The following is a 20,826-nucleotide window of genomic DNA, read 5'->3' as shown; positions in this document are numbered from 1 at the left end:
CATTTTTATTTGGATTTATTTAAGAAGTTATTTACCGCTTCATGATGCGCTTCGGATTCCCATAATTTCGCGCACAAATGAATCTCTTCCATAACGCGTTCATACATATTACGTTCACGCCATTTTCGAAGTTCAATTTCTTTATACGCTTGGTGTACTGAAGGGTGAATTTTTGCCATATGTTCAATAAAATCAGCAAGCGCTTGTTCCTTTGTCCCTTCAATATAGACGCGCATTGCCCAACCAATTTCATATAACGTTTGGGCATCATATGCTTTAGCATCCACGAGCATTTTTAGCGCACGGTCATGCCTTAGCCCGCGTTCAAATAAATAAGTTCCCCCACCCCATCCAGAAGTAATCGCTAACGACCCTTGAATAAATCCAGCCTTTGCATGTGACGCCATAATTCGGAAATCACATGCCGTTGCAATCTCACAGCCACCGCCAACCGCAGTACCATTAATAAGCGCGATTGTCGGTACTGGTAATGTGGCTAGATCATATAAAATATTCCCCATTTTACTCAACATACCAAAAGCTTGCTCTTCCGTTTCAAGCGAGTGGAACTCTGATAAATCGCCCCCCGAGCAAAACGACTTCTCACCAGCCCCTGTTATAACTAAAAAACGAACATTTTGGTGTTCTTTAATGTATGTAATGACTTCCTTTAACCCATCCATAACGGCATAATTAATTGCGTTACGCTTTTCTTCACGATTTATTGTAAATGTTAAAATTCCATCTTTATTTTCAATTAAATAATCCATTTCCCCATCCCCCTTATTATCATTTGTCATCAAAATTGAATCCCTATTTTCCCCTATGCAGCTTCCCCTGAAATAAAATAATTCCTATCTACCAAGAAAACCCACATAATATTATAGTAATGTAGACTTTTTATTTTGACAATGCATTAATTAATTTGGTTTTGAATGAGCATAATACAACGAGAAAAAAGACTAGACGAGAGCCATGGTCTCTCATCTAGCCTTTATATAGCGTAAATACTGAATTATTTCGCTACTACTTCTTTACCCTTGTATTGTCCGCAAGCTTTGCAAACATGGTGAGATAATTTAGCTTCTCCACAGTTTGGGCAAGCTACCATACCAGGTAATGATAATTTGAAATGCGTACGACGCTTTCTTTTTGCAGTTTTAGAAGTTCTTCTAAATGGTACAGCCATTGATGGCACCTCCTTACAGATTATCTATTTATCTGTTTGATCAAAATACTTAGCTAAAGCAGCCAGTCTTGGATCCAATTTTGGTTCGTCAACTTTTTTCGCTAACTCTACTTCTTCATCCGTTGAATAGGACCAGTTTTTACCACTTTGCACTTGTCCTTCGGTATTCTCTTTGAATACTTGCATCGGTACTTCAAGAAGAATTAATTCTTCAAGAACTGGCTTCATGTCAATAACGTCTCCATCTATAAAATGAATATCGCTAAAAACATCCCCGCGTTGTTCCTTATCAACCCAGCTGAAAATTTCAACTGTTTCAATATTCACGGGATATTCAACATCTTCCCACGTGCGCGCACATGGAAGCGTCAATGTAGCGCTAATCGTTAGTTGACAAGTCATTTGCGATGCACCAAAAGTACATAGCCCTTTTACATGAACGGGTGAAACGTTACGAATATCTGAGTTTCGGATTTCTAGGTTATCCAATTGTACATTTGTATCAAGTGGCATTCCCTCTTTACGATACTTAGATAATTGATGAATTGACCATTTCATTCGTTAATCACCTCGAGACAACACTGTTGATTATATAGTGAACAAAAATAGATGTCAAGATAATTTCTTGTCACTCATTCAATTCACGCTTATAATCAATATGAATTGTATAAATTTGAAAAAAAGCAATCACCCTTTTGGATGATTATTTGTATTAATAACAACTTATTTTATCGTAAGGAGGATGTTTATGCAAGCCGTCGGAATTGTCGTAGAGTACAACCCTTTTCACAATGGACATTTACATCATGTACAAGAAGCAAAGCGTACAACAAATTCAGATGTGGCTGTCGCAGTAATGAGCGGACAATTTCTTCAACGTGGAGAGCCAGCACTCGTTGACAAGTGGCATCGCACAAAAATGGCATTGGCGAGTGGTGTTGATGTTGTTATTGAGCTCCCATATATTTTTAGTACAGCACAGGCGAATCAGTTTGCTGCTGGTGCTGTAAAATTACTTCATGCGATTCAATGCACCACATTGGCATTTGGAAGTGAACAAGGCAGCATCGAGCCCTTTTTAAATAGCTATCATTTAATTGAAAACAATCGGACACAGTACAACCACACAATTAAAGAGCATATTCAACTTGGTAAAAGCTATCCACAAGCGCTGTTTTTCGCTTATGAACAGCTTAAACAACAACATCCCAATTCATACATCGATTTAGCGCAACCGAACAATATTTTGGGCCTTCACTATGTGGAGGCAATCCAACAAATAAACAGCCCGATGGTACCTACAACAATCCAAAGAATTGCTGCGGGCTATCATGATTCCATTGATGTTCATAAAGAAATTGCAAGTGCAACAGGAATTCGAAAAGCATTATTTAGCGGGGATTCATTAGAGGATATTTCGCAATTCCTTCCGACTGCTAGCTTTCAGCAATTAGTACAATGGCAGCAAAATCATCAACAATTTGCATCATGGGAAAACTTTTGGCCGCTCGTAAAATATGCAATTTTACGTCATACACCTGCACAGTTACTCCAATATGCAGATGTTGCGGAAGGTTTGCAAAACTCATTAATCAAACATGCTGCCCAAAGTGGCACTTATAGTGAATTTATGAATGCACTTAAATCAAAGCGTTACACTTGGGCCCGCTTACAGCGAATGATTACACATATTTATACAGGTATAACAAAAGAGCAATTACACTCGCATACTGAGCCTTCTTATTTGCGCATTTTAGGCATGAGCGCGAATGGCCAGCGCTATATTTCAACAATAAAAAAATCGTTATCCTTACCTCTCATCAGCCGTGTTGCTGCTGTTTCCGACCCTATTTTGGAGCTTGATTTAAAGGCTACACAAATGTATCGTTTGGGCATTGAACAATTTTCAAACAAAAAAATAGACGAAGATTATCAATCTCCGCCTATCCGTTTTTAATTTTTGGGCTCTAGCTTCTCTAAATACTGCAAAGCATCATCAATTGTTTTCACTGGGACAATTTTCATTTTTGTCCCAATCTGTTCTGCAGTTTCCTGAGCCTTCTTATAATTTGAAACGATGGTTGGGTTACGCTCAAGCATCGCTTCTGTTATGTCATCGTCTGGTGCAAAGAAAATCTCCATACCTTCTTTATCAGCCGTTACGACCTTTTTTTCGATCCCACCGATTCGTCCCACTTGCCCATCTTCATGCATCTCACCTGTACCTGCAATTTTGTAGCCCTTCGTTAAGTCCTCCTCGAGTAATTGGTTTAGTAATTCAAGTGTAAACATTAGGCCTGCTGACGGCCCCCCTATATCCTCTGTTTTAACCGTTACTTTAGGGTCTGTTTTAATCGATTTACTCTCTGAATACGTAATGCCAATTCCGTAACGTCCTTCTGTTCCTGGAATTTCTTTGATTGTAAGCTTCTCATCAATTAATTTATTCGCGCGCTTTACAACAAGCTGAACTTCATCACCTTTTGTTTTCGGTTTAATTATTTCAAAAAATTCTTTTAAACTTTCAATCCGCTTGCCATCTGCCTCCACAATTTCGTCGCCTGGCTTTAATATTCCCTCTGCCGCACCACCAGAAATGACATTTAAAACATATAAACCTTTGTACGTGATACGGTAGTCTAATCCCGCTCGATTAAAAGCAACATAAGTCGCGTTGAATTGTGAATCCGTCATGTATTTTAATTGTCGTAAATTATATTCTTCATCATCCTCTTCTTCTTGGCGGACATCGGTCATTTTAATAACATCATAAAAATCCAACACATGTGCAAGCGCATAAGTAATCGGAGTTGCACGTCCCATTGAAACGGTTGTCATATTAAAAGTCCCTACATCGTCTACATCTCCTTTTTGAACGGAAATAAAGTCTGCAATATTATACGTGCCACCTGGTTTTGTTACGTAATAATCGAGGCGATAAAATGACAGCACCCCAAAAATAATGACGAACAAACCTAATAAAACTTTCGTTAACTTATTCATATAATAACTCGCCCCCACCATCTTTGTACGACTATTCTATTTTGTATTCGCATATAATCAAGTGTAGCACTTGGACAAAAGAATGACAAAAAATGAAGAGGATGAAAACCGCCATTTGGACAATCATTTTATGCATTTCCCTTATCGTTTTATTATTGATGTTTCCTCAAGTTGCTCATGAAGGTGCCGATTTAGGCGTTGCTTTGTTCATGGAAGCATTATTTCCATATTTATTACCTTACTTAATATTAACGAATTGGTTTATTCGATTAACCGCACAGCCAGCAAAAACGGCTTCCTATTTCTTATTTTTTAAAACATACCTCATCAGTGCTGTTGGTGGCTTTCCAACCGGTGCCGCTACGATTGCCCATCTTTCAAAACAAGGGCAGCTCACACCAAAACAAGCCGCTTATTTACTCGGTATTTGTCATAGTCCAAGCCCGTTATTTGTTTTTGGTTTCGTTGGACATGACTTATTTCAATCCACTACGATTGCTTGGAACTATTTACTGTTAGTCCATGCTTTTTCTTTGATTATATTAACCCTTTCTTATTTTTATCTTCCGAAAGCAAATTTTACTGCCCAGCCTTTTAAAAAGGATACCGAACCCTTTACAAATAGTATTAAAGATAGTGTGCCAACCGTTCTTATCGTAGCAGCAACAATCGTTTTTTTCACAACTGTATATAGTGTGTTTTTACATAGTACGGATTCATTGTTCAAAACTTTACCTGAATACTTTCATTTAGCGGTTGCTGGCTTACTTGAAATGACGAATGGTTTATTTTTATTGCACAATGTTCTTACTGGAAATACATTGCTCCTTGCGACTGTCGCACTATTAACAACACAAAGTTTAAGTATTCATTTGCAAGTAATTGTCATTGCCCGTTCTGCAAAAATTGCGATTCGTCCTTATATTTGGATTCGATTATTATACAGTATAGTCATCCCGATATTGTTCTTCCTAATTTTCCTTTGAGGTTCAATTTTCTAATAAAAAAAAACGACAAGACCATTTATTTTGGTCTTGTCGTTTTAATTAATCAAATTTTTCTTTAAGTGCTTTTTCTACAGCTGCTGGAACTAATTCGCCAATATTTCCGCCGTATTTTGCTACTTCTTTTACGATGCTTGAGCTTAAAAAAGAATATTGATTTTTTGACATGATGAAAAATGTTTCAATATTTTCATCAAGCACTCGGTTCATTGATGTAATTTGCATTTCGTATTCAAAATCTGAAACAGCACGTAACCCACGTACAATTGCTTTTGCATTTTTTTCACGTGCATAATCAATCAGTAAACCCGATGAAGTTTCGATACGAATATTTGCTAAATCTTTCGTTACTTCTGCAATTAATTCGATGCGTTCCTCAATGGAAAATAATGCTTGCTTCGATGAATTATTTAAAACAGCTACATATACAACATCAAATACATCCGCAGCTCGTCGGATAATATCTAAATGTCCCTTCGTTATCGGGTCAAAGCTCCCCGGTACTACTGCTATTTTATCAGTCAATCGTTTCTCCCTCTTCCCCTAGGTCACGATAAATCGAGATAATCGTACTTCCATATGTTTCTTGACGCGTAAGCTTAAACGGTCCATAGCTGTCAGGTAGTGTTACCTCTCTTGAATGCTCACAAAGGATGATTGCATTAGTAGCTAATTTCCCCCCTTGTACTAGGGCATCCACTAAATCATAATATTCACTTTTATGATAGGGCGGATCTACAAATAAATAATCAATCGCAATATCTCTTTTTAACAACGCTTTAACCGCACGCATTGCGTCTGCACGAAATAATTCGGATACTTGCTCATAGCGACATTTATTAATATTTTCCTGCAAAGTTTGGAAGGCGCGGCTATCTTTTTCAATAAATAGTGCACGGTCCGCACCACGGCTTAAAGTTTCAATCCCTAAACCACCACTACCCGCAAATAAATCCACTGCAATCCCACCGTCAAAAAACGGTCCGATTATATTGAAAATGGACTCCTTTATTTTGTCGGTTGTTGGTCTTGTTGTATTGCCAGTAATTGCTTTTAGCGGCATTCCTTTTCGTTCTCCTGCGACAACACGCATATTTTCACCAAACTTTCTCTATCATCGTTATAATTCTTCAGATGTTTTAATCGTGATGCGATTATCCGATTTTGTTAATTCAATTAAAAATAATCGTTGTAGCCATGATTCTTCAATATAATATTGATCCGCAATGATTTTAACCGGTGTAGAAACGGTGTTATACCGTCGTTGATTGAATACATAAAAGCCGGGCTCGCTTGGGAAACGGAATGCACGTGTTTCACTCTTCACATAATATCCATTTTCCCCAATTTCAACTTGATAGCCAATCGCATTTAATAGCGCATCAGCAGCATATAACACTTCGCCATCTTTTAAAATAACATGGATATCCTTTTGTTCATGCAAATTGACAAAAATCTCTCGTGAGTCAATATATAAAAAAGGATAAAATGATTTAGATGCAGCATTCATTGTAACGAAATTTGTTGAAGCTCCGAGTACGGCTGACAGTTGTTCATCTAAAACTTTTGCATTTATCTTTTCACCTTCTAGCGCGATTAAACGCTCATTCCAATCCTCTAATTGTTGATCGGTCATTTGTGCCGTCATTGTTGAAGCCACTTCTTTTGTTTTTTCGCTTCCAAATACAGTGCCTGTTAAGTAGGATGCGACAAGTTCCTTAATCCAATGTGGGCTATCGCCAAATTGATAACTCGTTTCAAGCTGTGAAATAATGACTTTTTGCTGCACTTTTGCTACCGTGATATCAGGTAAAAACAGCATACGATAGCCTTCTAGACCATCCGTATTCGAACCATTAATAACAGCTAAGTGGTCCTCACTTAAGAAATTTACTTGCTCAAGCTTGTCATAAAATGCTGCTTGCAATGGTTCTTGGGAATAAACGGAAAGTATATCTGTTTGCTTTTGTAAATCAAAATTTCCTGATTGCCAGAAAATATCTTTAACAGGGCCTTTCCCACTAAACATCGAGTAATTTACGTGGGATAATTGCTGCTCACCAATTAGCGGTAAACCAGTTACCCATTGACCCTCTACATCGTGATCCGTTGTAATATGTACAGTCGAAAATAAAACATCTCCATTATTTAATGTGGCAAAAATATTTTTCATTAACTTTCCTGATTGCAAACCATTTTCAAGCGGTATCACATACGAAATCGATTGCGCACGCGTTTCTCCCGCTTTAAATTTTATAGAGTCTTCATTAAGACGTGAACAGCTATGCTCACTTTCAAGGAAACAATTTGGATTTACAGCATTTTTTGGCCACTGAATCGCAATTTCCTCAGTCGGTAAGTTTTTAAAATGTTGTCGAATATCTAAACTTTCACCACGGTACACAATTTCAATCTCCTGGGAATAATGATAGCCTTTATCAACAGTGTCAACTTGTTCCGAATAGACTTGATACTGCACAAATAGCATCGTCCCTATTAATACTACTAAAAACGAAAAAATACTTACGGCAATTTTCATGTGCCTGTCCTCCTGCATCATGATACTATTGTATAGAAAGGATGTGTCTTAATGATTCAACAATTTATTGAACTAGGTCAAGGCTATGGCGATGTTTTCGAGCTTTGCGAATTAATCCAAACGAATGAGCACCGTATCCATAACGCGTTCATCTTCACTGCTAATCATAATGGTAGCATGGTTGCTTCACTTGCAGTAGCGTTTAAGCCATCTGGTGAAAGCAAATTCATGCCGATTTATATTTGCCGCGAAGGGATTCCATTCAATGAAGAAAAACCTTCGAAGCGGATCGAAATATTCCAGCAAGTTGTGCATACCGCAAACAAGCAAGAAAATACTTTCGAAATAAAGCATTCATCTATTTTTTCGGAAACAAATCAGTTTTATCAATACCTAATTGGAATTTTACGGCTAAATCACTATTTGCCACCAATGCACTAAATCAATTCTGTCTTGGCGGAATTGCGTCCATATTTTTTCGAGATTGCTCGAAAAAATCCACTTAAAATCTGTGACATCCGCTGGAAGCTTGGGCCAACAGGACGTTGGTCACTTAGGCGTTGCCGCACTACGCGGCGTTCTTAGCCTGATTTCTACTATTTCAGCTGGGGTCTGAACCCCACTGATAGTTAAATTCATAGTCGGCATCCATCCGCACTGAAAGAAGAAGTGGATTATTGCCCAAACAAGTCAAAGGCCGACTTTATAATCATATTCCTTTGCTTTATCTGGTTTTGAATTTTCAAATTCCGTCTTTAGGAGTGGTCGATACGATTCTACAACGTCTTTCACAAATGGAAGGCGTTGTATTTTATTTTTAAGTGATTCGATTTCATCACGGTTACAATAAATAACTACATATTTCAACTTTCTCGAAATAAAGTTCACGTGACCATATTTTCGTAATGATTTGGCATGCTTCATTTGATGCACATACACAATCAGCCCTTGTCTTTCGTTCATGTAAAATCCCTCTTTTCTTATATCAATTATGCCTCGGTATAATTGCGTCCGGAATCGGCCGGAGGCTTTAACTTGATTCAGCCAGGGTTTGAATCCCAACTGAATGGAATGCATACTCGGCATTCATCCTGCCACTTATGGAAGTGAGGGACTTTTGCTGAAGCAAGTTAGAAAAACATAACTTGCGCTAAATAACGCAAGTTGATGTCTTTTCATATGTGCATTTCCGCTAATTTTTTACTTACATATCCAATAAAAGAATACCAAATGTACAATTTGATAGCAACAGAGTTTAGACATCTCAGTATATTTTCCGTTATAATGGAAATCAGTAGAGTGACGATACGCCTCATGCGCTAAATCAACCATGTACGCTCTATTTTTATTACACCAATTTAGATTATTAAAATGAATGATTTACGGTTAAAGGAGGACGATATTATGGGTAAAAAAACGAACATTGCAATTGCTATCGCTGCAGCAAGTGCAGCTGCTTGGGCAGGATCAAAAGCGATTTCTAAACCACAAAAACGTGAATTAAAAGAGGCGCTACAATTTGAACGTCCAGTTGTCATTGCCCATCACGGCGGGGCTGGTTTAGCTCCTGAACACTCATTACAAGCATTTGAAAAAGCGGTATCATTTGGTGTAGATGGCTTCAGTATTTGCATCCGCCTCACGAAGGATGAGGAAATTATCGCCTTTCATGATGCCACAGTAGATCGAACTACGAATAGCTCTGGCTATGTAAAAGATATGACTTTAACAGAGCTACAACAATTAAACAATGGGTACAATTTTGAATGCTTAGAAGGCAACAAACCTTACCGTGAAGAAAGCGTCGCAATTGTGTCACTTCGCGAATTGCTTGAGACGTATACAGATAAACTGTTTATCATTAGTATTCAAGACAGTCCTGATACGTATGAAGGTAGCTTAATGCCTTCAAAATTATGGCGATTAATTGAAGAATTAGCTGTCCAAAATCAAATTATTGTGACGAGCCCACATAGCGAGCAAATTGACCGCTTTAACCTTTATGCACGCAACAGCATTGCATTAGGTGCCGGTGAAGCCGATATTAAAAAAGCGATTACAGCCTACACAAGTCAATTCGGGCATCTTTACAATCCTAAGGTTGATTTATTCCAGGTACCATTAAAATCTGGTGTTTTCAACTTTGACTCACAAAAGTTCATTAAATTTTTAGCAGATTTAAATGTACCTGTTTTATATTCTGAAATTGACGATTTAGTGACAATGAGCCGCGTTGTTCGTCAAGGGGCTATTGGTGTCGTGACAAATCGACCAGATATCGCAGAATTATTAATTCAAAAAGTAACGCAATAACTATAGAAGGTTACCCCTTGCGAAAAAACGGAAGGGGTAACCTTTTTTTAGATTTCACACCGTAACTTAGGTTTGAATTTTTGCAAGGGCGAGTTGAGCGACCAACATTTTGCTGAACGAAATACCCTCTATACAAAAAACGCCATCTGCAATATGCGCAAATGACGTATTTGTTTCCCTAAAATCAATTACACCTCGGCGTAATTACGTCCAGATTTTTTTCGAGCTTGCTCGAAAAACTCCTCTAAAAATCTGTGACATCCGCTGGGGGCATTAATTTGATTCAGCTAGGATTTAAACCCCTGCTGAATCAAATTATGCTGAACAAGAACAGCCGCCACCCGTTCCGCAGCCCGTACTACAAGAAGAGCCCGAACTTGCAAAAAACGGATTACTCACAGGTACCTTTACCGCTTCTGAAACAGAATGCCCAATAATGAGACTAATTTCATCGAGTAAATCTTGATAATCATTTTCCGCTAGCTTTAATGTCGCAACTTGCTCGTTTAAATCGAGATGGCGTTTTTCTGTTCGTATTTGTTTCATAATTATATTGTAATCTGGATGGTACTTACCAAAACGCTGTACATCCTCGTATTGATCTTTTATACGTTGGAAAGCCTTAATTCTTTCTGAAAGTTCGATATCCTCATAAACAGCCTTATACGCTTGGCGAAGTTTTTGAGCCTGCTCAGAGGAAAGAATCATCGCACTTAATTCATCGACCTCATCTAAAATGAAAACCCATTCAGAAGTCATGAGCATTGTATATTCCCCCAATCTATCACTTAATCATAACAGAAAAAATAAGGAAATAAAGCGAAACATCTCTTCAAAATAGATTCACGAAACTTCCAACTGCTTTAAAATCCGTTCCACACATTCTTTATCAGAGAAGTGCGTAGTTTGCTTTCCAATCTGTTGCGTTTGCTCATGACCTTTCCCTAAAATAACAACTGTATCCCCTTGCTGTGCCATTTTGATTGCCTTTTCAATGGCCTGTTGCCGATCTAACACGCTTTCAAATTGTTGCAAAGATGAAAATCCCTTTTTTATTTGTTCATTAATTTTTTGGGGAGATTCCCCTCTCGAGTTATCTGTCGTTAAAATAATGTAATCTGCAAAAGCCGAAGCAACCATGCCCATTTTCGGTCGTTTCGCTTGATCTCTATCTCCACCACAACTAAAAACAACAATTAATTTATTTGACGTATGTTTTTTTAATGTTTGCAAAATACCTTTCATCGCGTCTGCTGTATGAGCGTAATCAATATAAATGGCCATTCCAAGTGGATTTGGAATTTGTTCAAATCTTCCTTTAGGTAATGACAAAGATTGTGCAGCCTGACAAAGATTATGAAATGGGAGTCCTAGTATGACAAGACTTGAGAGCGCCGCAAGCACATTATTTCTTTGATATTCACCGATAATCGGCAGTGTCACGACATGTTTTTCGCTATCAGCTTGAATACAACATACCGAAACATTGTTCGTTTCATATAAAAGTTGTAAATGAACATCGACTTTATTACCTGTTCCAAAATAATATTTTTTGTTTTTCGCAATAATTCCAATGGAACGACAAACAGCATCATCATTATTTATGACGATTTTTTTCGTAAGCTTTGTTAAAATTTGTTTGGATTTTTTATACTCATCAAAACTGCCATGATCCTCGATATGATCTTCTGTAACGTTTAAAAATACACCTAATGCAACATCACAATAATCGAGTCGATGGTTGGCTAAACCCATTGACGAAGCTTCTAATACAACATAATCAATTTTTTGTTCTAACGCTTTCGATAATAAAAATTGTAAATGTTTTGCTTGTAACGTTGTTAATGACTCCAATTCTTGATAACATTTTTCACCGTCGATAAATACCCCGTTTGTTCCAATGACCATAACCCGATGTTGCAATTTATTTAATAGTTGCCCGATGAAATGTGTTACCGTCGTTTTCCCATTTGTTCCTGTTACAGCAATGACGGTTAACGCTTCGGAAGGAAACCCATATAATTTGGCGCTAGCAAAAGCTAAAAAACTTAAACAATTGGGCACCCATATGATGGGAATAGGAAGCTTCAATGAATCAAACTGCATTTCATCTTCAACGGCAATCGCTACCGCACCGTTTTCCATTGCCTCATCCAAAAATGTTAGTCCATGATAATGTTTTCCTTTTCGCGCGATAAATAAATCGCCCGATTTTACTCTTCTTGCATCATCTTCAACGTGATTAATTTCTGTTCGAATAGAACCCTTCACTGTGCAAGGCCAATCTTTTACTAGTTCTGCTAGTTGCACGCCCACACTCCTCCATTTACTATATGAAACGAATGTAAAAACGACACAAAAAAACGTTCACCACATTAGATAAACGTTAATTTTATTGCTATATAAATTGAATATTAAAGAATTCCTTTCTTTTAGAAATTTTCCATAACAAGGCGATTGATTTCCACTCCAGTCCAGACACTTTCCGCGGACACGGCTCCAGCTAACTTGTTTCGAGATGGTTCTCGAAACAAGTGGATTTTCAAGCCAAAACAAGCACGCACTTTATTCGAATCCGTATTAGAAAACTTACTTCTGCAGAAGATTTTTTTACTTAATATAGGCAAGCGCATATTTTGACTAAGACTCTTCATCTCACCTTCAATTGAGGTGGGCGTCTTCTGGTGTACTAATATAAATTTGTGTATAATAATCCACAAATGCCCCAGATCCAATTTGATTAAATTGGTCATTTAAAATTAAATCTCGATGTTCTTTTGAATTAATCCAACCATGTACGACTTCGATTGCATCTACATAATTGGTTGCAATATTTTCTCCCGAACCCTGATAGACGATTTCATGCATATCGAGACGTTCTGTTAATGAATCTGTTATCTTTTCATGCGTTATCATCTTTTCCAAAAACATCTTTTCACTGCGATCCCCGGCAACTGTCGCTAACTGCCCCATGTACTGTAAAATAGGCAAATCATTTTTCTGACGGTAAGAATTGACAAGTTCCGTTAATTGCTTGCCGTTTGCTAAATTAATTTCGATTTGTTTGAAACTAGACGGTGTACTTGCTTCTAACAGCTCTCCAGCAAATTGCATTTCATAAGGCTTATGCAGTACTAATGTTTTTCCATCCAAAAATCGAATGCCATCCAGCTGCTGTTTTTCTTCATCTATGTATAATTGTGCAAAAACATCTTCATACTTTACTAAAATTCGATTCTGCATATCCTTTTCATTCATCGCGAACATATATATATTTTCTGCAATTTCAACAGATACTTCTTGTTCAAAAATGGTCATACGATATACATCATCCAATGATTGACCAATTTGATATGGTGCTATATTATAATTCAAATCATTTGTATACACTTGAGTTACCATCTCATGATCAACTCCGACCATTAATGTATGACCGTTTAACTGATAGACCCACCATTCATAGCCAAATGCAGAAACATCCACTCGATTTGGTTTTCCGTACCGTTTCACTATTTCTTCGCTAGATTTTCCAATATACGTAGAAATACCGGTTGTCGGTCTTGGTAATTCATCCCCATCTAGATTTTCATGTAGTACATTGGATACTGGTTGTGTAATTTGATTAGGTCCTTCTAATAATTCTGTCGTTGTAGTATCAAAATCCGAATAATAATAAACCATCCCCAAAAATGTTGCAACAATTAAAATACGAAATAGCGCTTTCATGTGCCCCTCCTTAAGTGCAACTTCCTCCTCATAATTATACCAATTGTAGACACTATGACACAATGTTGTCATTGCAAGAATTACCATTTTGCTCTATTATTAAATTTGAGCGTATATTTATGTACGATATGCAAAAGGAGGATATCTAGATGTATTTTGAAAACACACAACTTGAAGAAGTAAAAGTTGATCAAGAAGTTTTATCTACAGTAATGGGCAAATTCGGTTTAGAATGCCATGGCGCATGGGATTATGATCGTATGACATTTGACCGTTGTTTCGATGTACGTGAAGGTCGTTTTTATTTACGCGTTTTCTGCAATGCCGTAACTGGTGATGTAGGAGCTCATAATGCAATGTTAAACATTAACAAACCAGCTATCGGTAAATACTACTACCCACACGGTGTAGAGTATACTGACGAAGTGTTCCCCGCACATCTTGTAAAAGAATGCGAAACAGTATTATCTAATGTTCGTAATGAACTTTCTGCATACGGAATTTAATACACCTAAAAAAGCTGGTACATTATCCAGCTTTTTTTATATGTTTAATTATTTTACTACTCTTTAAAATATACATAAAAGGCTCCCTACATTAAAATAGGAAGCCTTCTTTCATCTAAAAACCTAAAATTGCTTTAATTACCGATGTCGTTTCTCCACCTTCATAAATCACATATAAAAGTAAATAAACTAGTACACCTGTAATTGCAACAAAGAACCAAATAATACTTGTAATTGGACCGATTCGACGGTGTAATTTTAAGTTATTTTTAAATCCTGATAATAAACTTGTCAATCCAAATACAGCTCCAACTGTCGCCAACGTAATATGGAAAACTAAGAAGAATGTATAGTATCCTTTTAATTCATCTGGTCCACCAAACGCTGTATTGCCAATGAAAACAGTTCGTGAAACATAAATAATAAAGAAAGTAAGTGCTGATACACCTGCTGCCATCATTACCTTTTTATGTGCCTCAATTTTTCTTTGTGCAATTAATACCCAACCAATCGCTACTAATACTGCACTAACAACGATGAAGAATGTACTAATTGTCGGTAACATAGGTACGCCCATTCTAAATTCCCCAATCTACATAAAGTAAAATTCCAATGAATACGATCTGAATTTGCTATTGATATCGTGTTCGATTTTGGAATTCCTTTAAAGCATTTTCTGTAATTTCCTTTTGACTAGTACGCTCTGTATCCCACCATTTACGGAAAATACGGAACAATAATACACCAAAAATAATTTCTTGAATAATCTTCATTAACACGCCACCCACTTGTTGGTCTGATAATAAGTCCATATTCGAGAATAATTCTGGTCCTGATAAAGAAAGACCTGAAAGTGTTGATGATGGCACACATAATTCCATCGCCTTTAACCACATCGCACTATCACTGTATGTAAGATACATTGGACTTGAAGCAAAAATGATCAACGCACATGCCGGTGTAATTAATACCGCATTCGATGCAATATAGCCAAGCTTATGGATATTTTTCATTTCATGCTGACCATCGACCTCATTTAGTAAAGGCCAATACATAAACAGTGCGGAAATAAATAAAATCATCGTGAAAACGCCATGAAACGTCTCGTTCAATTTAATGGCATCAAAGATTAAAGGTAAATGATAAATCGAGAATAAACCAGTGAAACCTAAAATACCCACTAATGGTCTTGTAAAGATTTTAACGATTGTCCGTATAACAGGCGCTTCCACTACTACTTTCCAAACCCACCAAGGAATACCTCTAATAACGAATATCGGTACTAAAAGTAATAGTATGGCCATCTGTGCCATATGCATTGTAAACATAATATGACCTAGTAAATCAATTGGCGAGCCTTTTATAATATACAGCACAATCATACCAAGAATGAAGTAAATTGCCTCACTCTTCTTTAATGGTTCGCTTACTTTAAAATCTTTCCTCCATGTAATCGTTACTAAAAAATAGACTACGGTCAAAAAAACGATAATTCCGATTAAGTATGGGCTCCATAAAGCTTGGAAACCAAATATACTAATTGGCATATAATCATGCTCCTTTAAACATCAGTTACTTTATTATAGATTGCCTATTCTTTAACTTCAATGGAATAACTATGACAATTGGTTGAATTCAAACATGTATTTTATGTATTGCTTAAATTGAAATTCATTAGGTATAAGTTTTCAAAAAGGGCTTCTTATAAAAAGTCTAATACAAAAACCGTCCCTAGCTTATGCTAAGAACGGTTTTTTCTGAATGATTAGCCCCACCAAATAATTGTCGTAAACGCTACAAAGAACGTGAACGCAAGGAAGGCTCCACTCCAAATAAAGAACTCAATGACACCAACCATATGTGTAGAACGGTCTTCTAAGTGCATGAATGCATAAAGTTGTAATACTACTTGAATACCAGCTAATAATAAAACTACCGGCACAATATATGTTGCTGGAAAGCCTGCTACAACTGTAGAAAACGCGATAAATGTTAAGAAAATCATTATCGCAAAGTTTACTACTTGCTTCCGCATATGTGCTTTTGAATGCGCTCTGTCATATTCGTATTGCGCTTGAGTACGTACTTCGAAATGAGTTTCGTGTGACATATTATCCCAACACTCCCATCAGATATACTACTGTAAAGATGAATACCCATACAACGTCGATGAAGTGCCAGTATAAAGAGGCCGCAAAGAACTTCGGTGCGTTGTATAAGTTTAATCCACGACCGCTGTTGCGGATGATTAAACTAGAAATCCAAATTAAACCAATGATAACGTGTATCCCGTGCATTCCAACGAGGGTAAAGAACGCCGAAGAGAATGCTGACTGAGTATAACCAAAACCAATATGAACATAGTGTTGGAACTCATAAATTTCTAAACCTAAGAATCCTAAACCTAAAAGAACTGTAATTCCCATCCAAGTACGAACGCCACTATAGTTATAATTCTTCATATGATACATTGCATACACAGAAGTTAAAGATGATGTTAAAAGTAACATCGTCATAATGAACGCTAATGGTAACTCATACAAATCTTTGGCAGCAAATGTCATACCCGCTGGACCATGGTCTTTTAGTGCGATATAAGTAGCAAACACACTTGCGAATAAAACGGTATCAGAAGCAAGGAAAATCCAAAGACCTACAATCTTGTTTTTCCCTTCTAATGTTGCTTGTTCAGGGTGTTTTGGCCAAGTTTGTGGAGTAAATTTTTGATTAAGATCCATTACTTGCTACCCCCTTTTTTACCTGTTGCACGGTAGTGAGCTAAATCTGCTTCAATTGCTTCAATTTCCTTCACTGTTACATGGAAACCAAGGTCATCTTTGAATGAACGAATAATCATACATGCAATTGTTAAACCTAAACCACCAATGATTAATGCTAATGAAACTGCTGGTGAAGTACCTGGCGCTGTACCTGCCTGTACTTGATCGCCCCACGGACTATAAAGCGCACCGAATGCAGCGATGAACGTACCAATTGACATAACTAAAGGTAAAATCGAGTTGTTTGGCATGTGAATTTCGCCTAGTGGCTCAGCATATACCATACCTTCTTTATTACCCTCTTCTTTTTCAATCCAATATGGATCGTATCCACGAACAAGTGGCGTTTGTTTAAAGTTATAGAATGGTAGTGGAGTTTCGATTGCCCACTCAAGTGAACGACCATCTCCCCAGTAATCGCGACGGTTAACTGGTTCAGATTTAATCGATAATAATACGTCTACTACTAATAAAATAACCCCAACACCCATCATCATGGCACCGATCGTTGATATGAAGTTGAATAAATCCCATCCTTGGCCGTCCATATACGTGAATACACGACGTGGCATACCCATTAATCCTAAGAAGTGCTGTAAGAAGAACGTTAAATGGAAACCAGTGAAGAATACCCAGAAAGTAAGTACTCCTAATTTATGATTTAACGTACGGTTAAACATAATCGGCCAGTAGAAGTGAGCTGAACCAAATAACGCAGTTACGATACCACCAACAATTACGTAGTGGAAATGAGCTACGATGAAATAAGAATCGTGTAATTGGTAGTCAAGAGGTGCCGTTGCTTGCATGATCCCCGTAACACCACCCGCAACGAATGACGGGATGAAACCAAGTGCATAAAGCATTGGTACTGTAACTTTAATCGATCCACCCCAAATCGTTAAGATCCAGTTGAATACCTTCATACCTGTTGGAACGGCAATCGCCATTGTTGCAACAGCGAAGATAGCGTTCGCAGTAGCACCTAAACCAACTGTGAACATGTGGTGAGCCCATACCATGAACCCTAAGAAACCGATTAAAATTGTTGCGAATACCATTGAAGAATATCCGAATAAACGTTTACGAGCGAATACTGGAATGATTTCAGAGAATAATCCAAACGCTGGTAATACTAAAATGTATACTTCAGGGTGACCGAAAATCCAGAATAAGTGCTCCCAAATAATTGTGTTACCACCCATTGTATGATCGAAGAAGTTTGCTCCGAACATACGGTCAACTAACATTAAGAATAATCCACCAGTAAGTGGAGGGAATGCAAATAAAATTAGTGAACTTGATACTAAAGATGTCCAAGTAAATAACGGCATACGCATGAACGTCATACCAGGTGCACGCATTGTAATAATTGTTACGATGAAGTTAATACCAGAAATTAATGTACCTGCACCAGAAATTTGTAGACCTAGAATATAGAAGTCAATACCATGTCCTGGTGAATATAAAGATAAGGATGCATATGATGTCCACCCTGCATCAGGTGCTCCGCCTAGGAAGAATGATAGGTGAAGGAAAATAGCACCTAAAAAGAACAACCAAAATCCTAGCGAGTTTAAGAATGGGAATGCAACGTCACGCGCACCAATTTGGAGCGGTACAATCGCATTCATAAATGCAAATAATAATGGTGTCGCTGCTAAGAATAGCATCGTTGTACCATGCATAGTTAATAGTTCGTTAAATAGGCCTGCAGAGATGAACGTACTTTCAGGGAACATTAACTGAATACGCATCAGTAACGCTTCAAAACCTGCAATAGCGAAGAACAATGTACCGGCAGCTAAATACATAATGGCGATTTTCTTATGATCGACCGTTGTTAAATAGTCCCATACATGTGCCCCGAAGCCCTTTTTCTGTGTAACAGAGCTCACAACATTAACCTCCTTCAAAGTTTCTATCTAATTATTTGATTATTTTTCAATAGATAACGTCATTAAGTATTCAGCGATTGCTTTCGCTTCTTCTTCAGTAACGTTGTATTTACCAGTCATTGTATTACCTGGCTTGTAATACTCGGGATCCATAATCCAATCCGTTGTATCCTCAACTGTGTGATCCATGAAACCAGCTAAACGGTTACGATCACCAAATGTACTTAAGTTTGGACCCATACCAGGACCCGCAACAGCCGAAACTGCGTGACAGCCTAGACATGAGTTTGCAAATGTTGCTTCACCAACGTTAGCAGATTCTGCGCTCGCCGTGTTACCTTCAGTTGCTTGCATTGATGCTACCCAAGTATCGAACGCTGGGCGATCAAGTGTTTTCACTTTGAAATCCATTAATGCGTGGGAAGGGCCACATAACTCAGCACATTTACCGTAGAATACGCCTTCACCTTCATTTAAATCTTTTGATTCTTTACCAAACTCTAAGTAGAACTTGTTAATTCCATCAACGTTCGTGTCCATTTTCCCACCAACAGCTGGAATCCAGAATGAGTGTTTTACATCAGTTGCGATTAAATTGAAGTATACTTTTTCATCAGTTGGTACTACTAATTCTTGTGCAGTAATAATACCTTGCTCTGGATACTCAAATTCCCACCAATATAATTTTGCTGTTACATTTACTGTAAGCGCTGTTTTATTTCCGTTCTCATCTACTTCATCCATTGCAGCAACATCCGCAAATTTATAAGTAGAGCTTAACGTTGGAACAGCTAAGATTAATAATAAGATAATCGGAATGACTGTCCAAATCACTTCAAGTGTGTGACTTCCTTCAACTTGCTTTGGCATGTGGTTTTCGCCAGTTCTTGAACGGCGGAACTTAAAGAAAGCAACTAAATAGATAACCGATACTACAATTACTACAGCGAACATGATTATAGATGTAAGTAATAGAAGATTTAACTGCTCTTTACCTACTGCACCTGCTGGGCGAAGTGTAGAAATATAATCTTCACCACATGCTGAAAGGAAAACTGTCATTACTGTTAATAGCGAGAATAAACGCCATTTTTTAAGCCCTTTCATCATAGCTTAATAAACCCCTCTTTCTTTACTGTATTTTCATGTGTAACCAGGACTATGGTTATGTTCTATGTTACATAGATTAATATCCTTTTAGTCCTCACATGTCGGCCGCGAACTATGCCGTTAAAAACAATTCTACTTACTTTTTGATTAGAGTACTTGTATTGAAATTTTGGATGCTTTTAATCTGCCTCTATTTTATTGACCTTAAACATGACATAACGTGAATCGATCACGCTATGAAAAATAAATGCACAAGTACGTGAAATCATTTAAGTCAATGTATTTAGAAAATATACCAAATCCTTTTGAATGTTGTGATTAAGTTTGAATGAACAAATCCCAATCTTATGAGTGCAAGAAGATCATTCATTAAAGTTTTGGCATTTAGATTCGGATTTCAGCAGAGTAATAACAAAATCTTACAATACATTACCTCTCCTTTCAAATTTGTAAGCATTTTCCGCTACCATAACTATATCTAAATTTGTAACGGATTTCTAGACGTTTCGTTAAATTTCGACGAACACACATCGAAATGCCAGTGAAGCGTTTAGAAATGTAAATCAACATATATATAGTAATGCATTTTCTTACAATATTTGTGAAGGATAGGAGACAAATTTATGAACAATTTGTGAAAAACTGGTTACTAATTTGGTAGATTTTATGATTGAAGTTGTCTTTTATCCATTTATTCGCTATTATCTAAAACTAGAGACGCTTTTTTTTTGAGCGATGTTGATTATCAAAGTAGGTGG

The 20,826-nt window shown here is 37.3% G+C and carries 22 protein-coding genes; 5 read left to right on the top strand and 17 right to left on the bottom strand.

What is annotated here, in order from left to right; genetic code table 11:
- Positions 1-5: 5 nt before the first annotated feature.
- The 3 genes from CSE16_RS03880 to CSE16_RS03870 form a co-directional block, all read right to left on the bottom strand.
- The gene (locus CSE16_RS03880) at positions 6-770 is read right to left on the bottom strand and encodes an enoyl-CoA hydratase/isomerase family protein (RefSeq protein WP_099422672.1); all 765 of its coding nucleotides are present in this window, start codon (positions 768-770) and stop codon (positions 6-8) included.
- Positions 771-1,015: 245 nt separating this feature from the next.
- The gene (gene rpmF, locus CSE16_RS03875) at positions 1,016-1,189 is read right to left on the bottom strand and encodes a 50S ribosomal protein L32 (RefSeq protein WP_057985760.1); all 174 of its coding nucleotides are present in this window, start codon (positions 1,187-1,189) and stop codon (positions 1,016-1,018) included.
- Positions 1,190-1,213: 24 nt separating this feature from the next.
- Positions 1,214-1,747, bottom strand: a complete 534-nt coding sequence (locus tag CSE16_RS03870) for a YceD family protein (protein WP_099422671.1) — start codon at positions 1,745-1,747, stop codon at positions 1,214-1,216.
- 190 nt (positions 1,748-1,937) lie between these two features.
- Between CSE16_RS03870 and CSE16_RS03865 the strand changes: the two genes are divergently transcribed.
- A complete protein-coding gene (locus CSE16_RS03865; RefSeq protein WP_099422670.1) occupies positions 1,938-3,146 on the top strand; it encodes a nucleotidyltransferase in 1,209 nt (402 codons plus the stop codon).
- Here CSE16_RS03865 and CSE16_RS03860 read toward each other — a convergent pair.
- Positions 3,143-4,192 (bottom strand): SepM family pheromone-processing serine protease, encoded by a 1,050-nt coding sequence (locus CSE16_RS03860; RefSeq protein ID WP_099422669.1) that lies wholly within the window; start codon positions 4,190-4,192, stop codon positions 3,143-3,145. The genes CSE16_RS03865 and CSE16_RS03860 overlap by 4 nt on opposite strands.
- A gap of 92 nt (positions 4,193-4,284) precedes the next feature.
- On the opposite strand from CSE16_RS03860, the gene CSE16_RS03855 reads away from it, so the two are divergent.
- The gene (locus tag CSE16_RS03855) at positions 4,285-5,178 is read left to right on the top strand and encodes a hypothetical protein (protein ID WP_157764746.1); all 894 of its coding nucleotides are present in this window, start codon (positions 4,285-4,287) and stop codon (positions 5,176-5,178) included.
- Between the two features lie 60 nt (positions 5,179-5,238).
- On the opposite strand, the gene coaD is transcribed toward CSE16_RS03855, so the two are convergent.
- Genes coaD through CSE16_RS03840 form a run of 3 tightly spaced genes read right to left on the bottom strand, consistent with a single transcriptional unit; the run spans position 5,239 to position 7,735 of the window.
- The gene (gene coaD, locus CSE16_RS03850; RefSeq protein WP_099422667.1) at positions 5,239-5,721 is read right to left on the bottom strand and encodes a pantetheine-phosphate adenylyltransferase; all 483 of its coding nucleotides are present in this window, start codon (positions 5,719-5,721) and stop codon (positions 5,239-5,241) included.
- Positions 5,714-6,289, bottom strand: coding sequence for a 16S rRNA (guanine(966)-N(2))-methyltransferase RsmD (rsmD, locus tag CSE16_RS03845; protein WP_099422666.1), 576 nt, complete (start codon positions 6,287-6,289; stop codon positions 5,714-5,716). The genes coaD and rsmD overlap by 8 nt, the downstream gene beginning before the upstream one ends.
- 27 nt (positions 6,290-6,316) lie before the next feature.
- Positions 6,317-7,735 carry an RNA polymerase II gene (locus CSE16_RS03840; RefSeq protein ID WP_099422665.1) on the bottom strand — a complete coding sequence of 473 codons (1,419 nt, stop codon included), beginning with the start codon at positions 7,733-7,735 and terminating at the stop codon, positions 6,317-6,319.
- Between the two features lie 51 nt (positions 7,736-7,786).
- Between CSE16_RS03840 and CSE16_RS03835 the strand changes: the two genes are divergently transcribed.
- Complete coding sequence (locus CSE16_RS03835) at positions 7,787-8,176, top strand: DUF7147 family protein (RefSeq protein WP_099422664.1); 390 nt, start codon at positions 7,787-7,789, stop codon at positions 8,174-8,176.
- A gap of 249 nt (positions 8,177-8,425) precedes the next feature.
- On the opposite strand, the gene CSE16_RS03830 is transcribed toward CSE16_RS03835, so the two are convergent.
- Complete coding sequence (locus tag CSE16_RS03830) at positions 8,426-8,698, bottom strand: YlbG family protein (protein ID WP_099422663.1); 273 nt, start codon at positions 8,696-8,698, stop codon at positions 8,426-8,428.
- 441 nt (positions 8,699-9,139) lie between these two features.
- Here CSE16_RS03830 and CSE16_RS03825 point away from each other — a divergent pair, with 441 nt between their 5' ends.
- Positions 9,140-10,048, top strand: coding sequence for a glycerophosphodiester phosphodiesterase family protein (locus CSE16_RS03825; RefSeq protein WP_099422662.1), 909 nt, complete (start codon positions 9,140-9,142; stop codon positions 10,046-10,048).
- 315 nt (positions 10,049-10,363) lie between these two features.
- On the opposite strand, the gene CSE16_RS03820 is transcribed toward CSE16_RS03825, so the two are convergent.
- The 3 genes from CSE16_RS03820 to CSE16_RS03810 all read right to left on the bottom strand — a co-directional run bounded on the left by CSE16_RS03820 (position 10,364) and on the right by CSE16_RS03810 (position 13,774).
- On the bottom strand, positions 10,364-10,813 hold the full coding sequence (locus CSE16_RS03820) for a YlbF/YmcA family competence regulator (protein ID WP_099422661.1): 450 nt from the start codon (positions 10,811-10,813) through the stop codon (positions 10,364-10,366).
- Between the two features lie 78 nt (positions 10,814-10,891).
- Positions 10,892-12,358: a UDP-N-acetylmuramoyl-L-alanyl-D-glutamate--2,6-diaminopimelate ligase gene (locus tag CSE16_RS03815; protein WP_099422660.1), complete on the bottom strand. Its 1,467-nt coding sequence runs from the start codon at positions 12,356-12,358 to the stop codon at positions 10,892-10,894.
- A gap of 351 nt (positions 12,359-12,709) precedes the next feature.
- Positions 12,710-13,774 carry a CAP domain-containing protein gene (locus CSE16_RS03810; RefSeq protein ID WP_099422659.1) on the bottom strand — a complete coding sequence of 355 codons (1,065 nt, stop codon included), beginning with the start codon at positions 13,772-13,774 and terminating at the stop codon, positions 12,710-12,712.
- A gap of 149 nt (positions 13,775-13,923) precedes the next feature.
- Between CSE16_RS03810 and CSE16_RS03805 the strand changes: the two genes are divergently transcribed.
- Positions 13,924-14,280, top strand: coding sequence for a YugN family protein (locus CSE16_RS03805; protein WP_099422658.1), 357 nt, complete (start codon positions 13,924-13,926; stop codon positions 14,278-14,280).
- A gap of 115 nt (positions 14,281-14,395) precedes the next feature.
- On the opposite strand, the gene CSE16_RS03800 is transcribed toward CSE16_RS03805, so the two are convergent.
- The 6 genes from CSE16_RS03800 to coxB form a co-directional block, all read right to left on the bottom strand.
- Complete coding sequence (locus CSE16_RS03800; RefSeq protein ID WP_099422657.1) at positions 14,396-14,857, bottom strand: DUF420 domain-containing protein; 462 nt, start codon at positions 14,855-14,857, stop codon at positions 14,396-14,398.
- Between the two features lie 55 nt (positions 14,858-14,912).
- Positions 14,913-15,827, bottom strand: coding sequence for a cytochrome c oxidase assembly factor CtaG (gene ctaG / locus CSE16_RS03795; RefSeq protein WP_099422656.1), 915 nt, complete (start codon positions 15,825-15,827; stop codon positions 14,913-14,915).
- Between the two features lie 218 nt (positions 15,828-16,045).
- The gene (locus tag CSE16_RS03790; RefSeq protein ID WP_099422655.1) at positions 16,046-16,390 is read right to left on the bottom strand and encodes a cytochrome C oxidase subunit IV family protein; all 345 of its coding nucleotides are present in this window, start codon (positions 16,388-16,390) and stop codon (positions 16,046-16,048) included.
- Position 16,391: 1 nt separating this feature from the next.
- Positions 16,392-17,018 (bottom strand): cytochrome c oxidase subunit 3, encoded by a 627-nt coding sequence (locus CSE16_RS03785; RefSeq protein ID WP_099422654.1) that lies wholly within the window; start codon positions 17,016-17,018, stop codon positions 16,392-16,394.
- Positions 17,018-18,958: a cbb3-type cytochrome c oxidase subunit I gene (locus CSE16_RS03780; RefSeq protein WP_099422653.1), complete on the bottom strand. Its 1,941-nt coding sequence runs from the start codon at positions 18,956-18,958 to the stop codon at positions 17,018-17,020. Before CSE16_RS03780 ends, CSE16_RS03785 begins: the two co-directional genes overlap by 1 nt.
- Positions 18,959-18,997: 39 nt before the next feature.
- The gene (gene coxB / locus CSE16_RS03775; protein WP_099422652.1) at positions 18,998-20,068 is read right to left on the bottom strand and encodes a cytochrome c oxidase subunit II; all 1,071 of its coding nucleotides are present in this window, start codon (positions 20,066-20,068) and stop codon (positions 18,998-19,000) included.
- Between the last annotated feature and the right edge of the window lie 758 nt (positions 20,069-20,826).

Origin of the sequence: Solibacillus sp. R5-41 (genome assembly GCF_002736105.1) — a bacterium.
In the GTDB taxonomy this organism is placed as follows: domain Bacteria; phylum Bacillota; class Bacilli; order Bacillales_A; family Planococcaceae; genus Solibacillus.
This window is presented reverse-complemented; position numbering and strand designations above follow the sequence as displayed.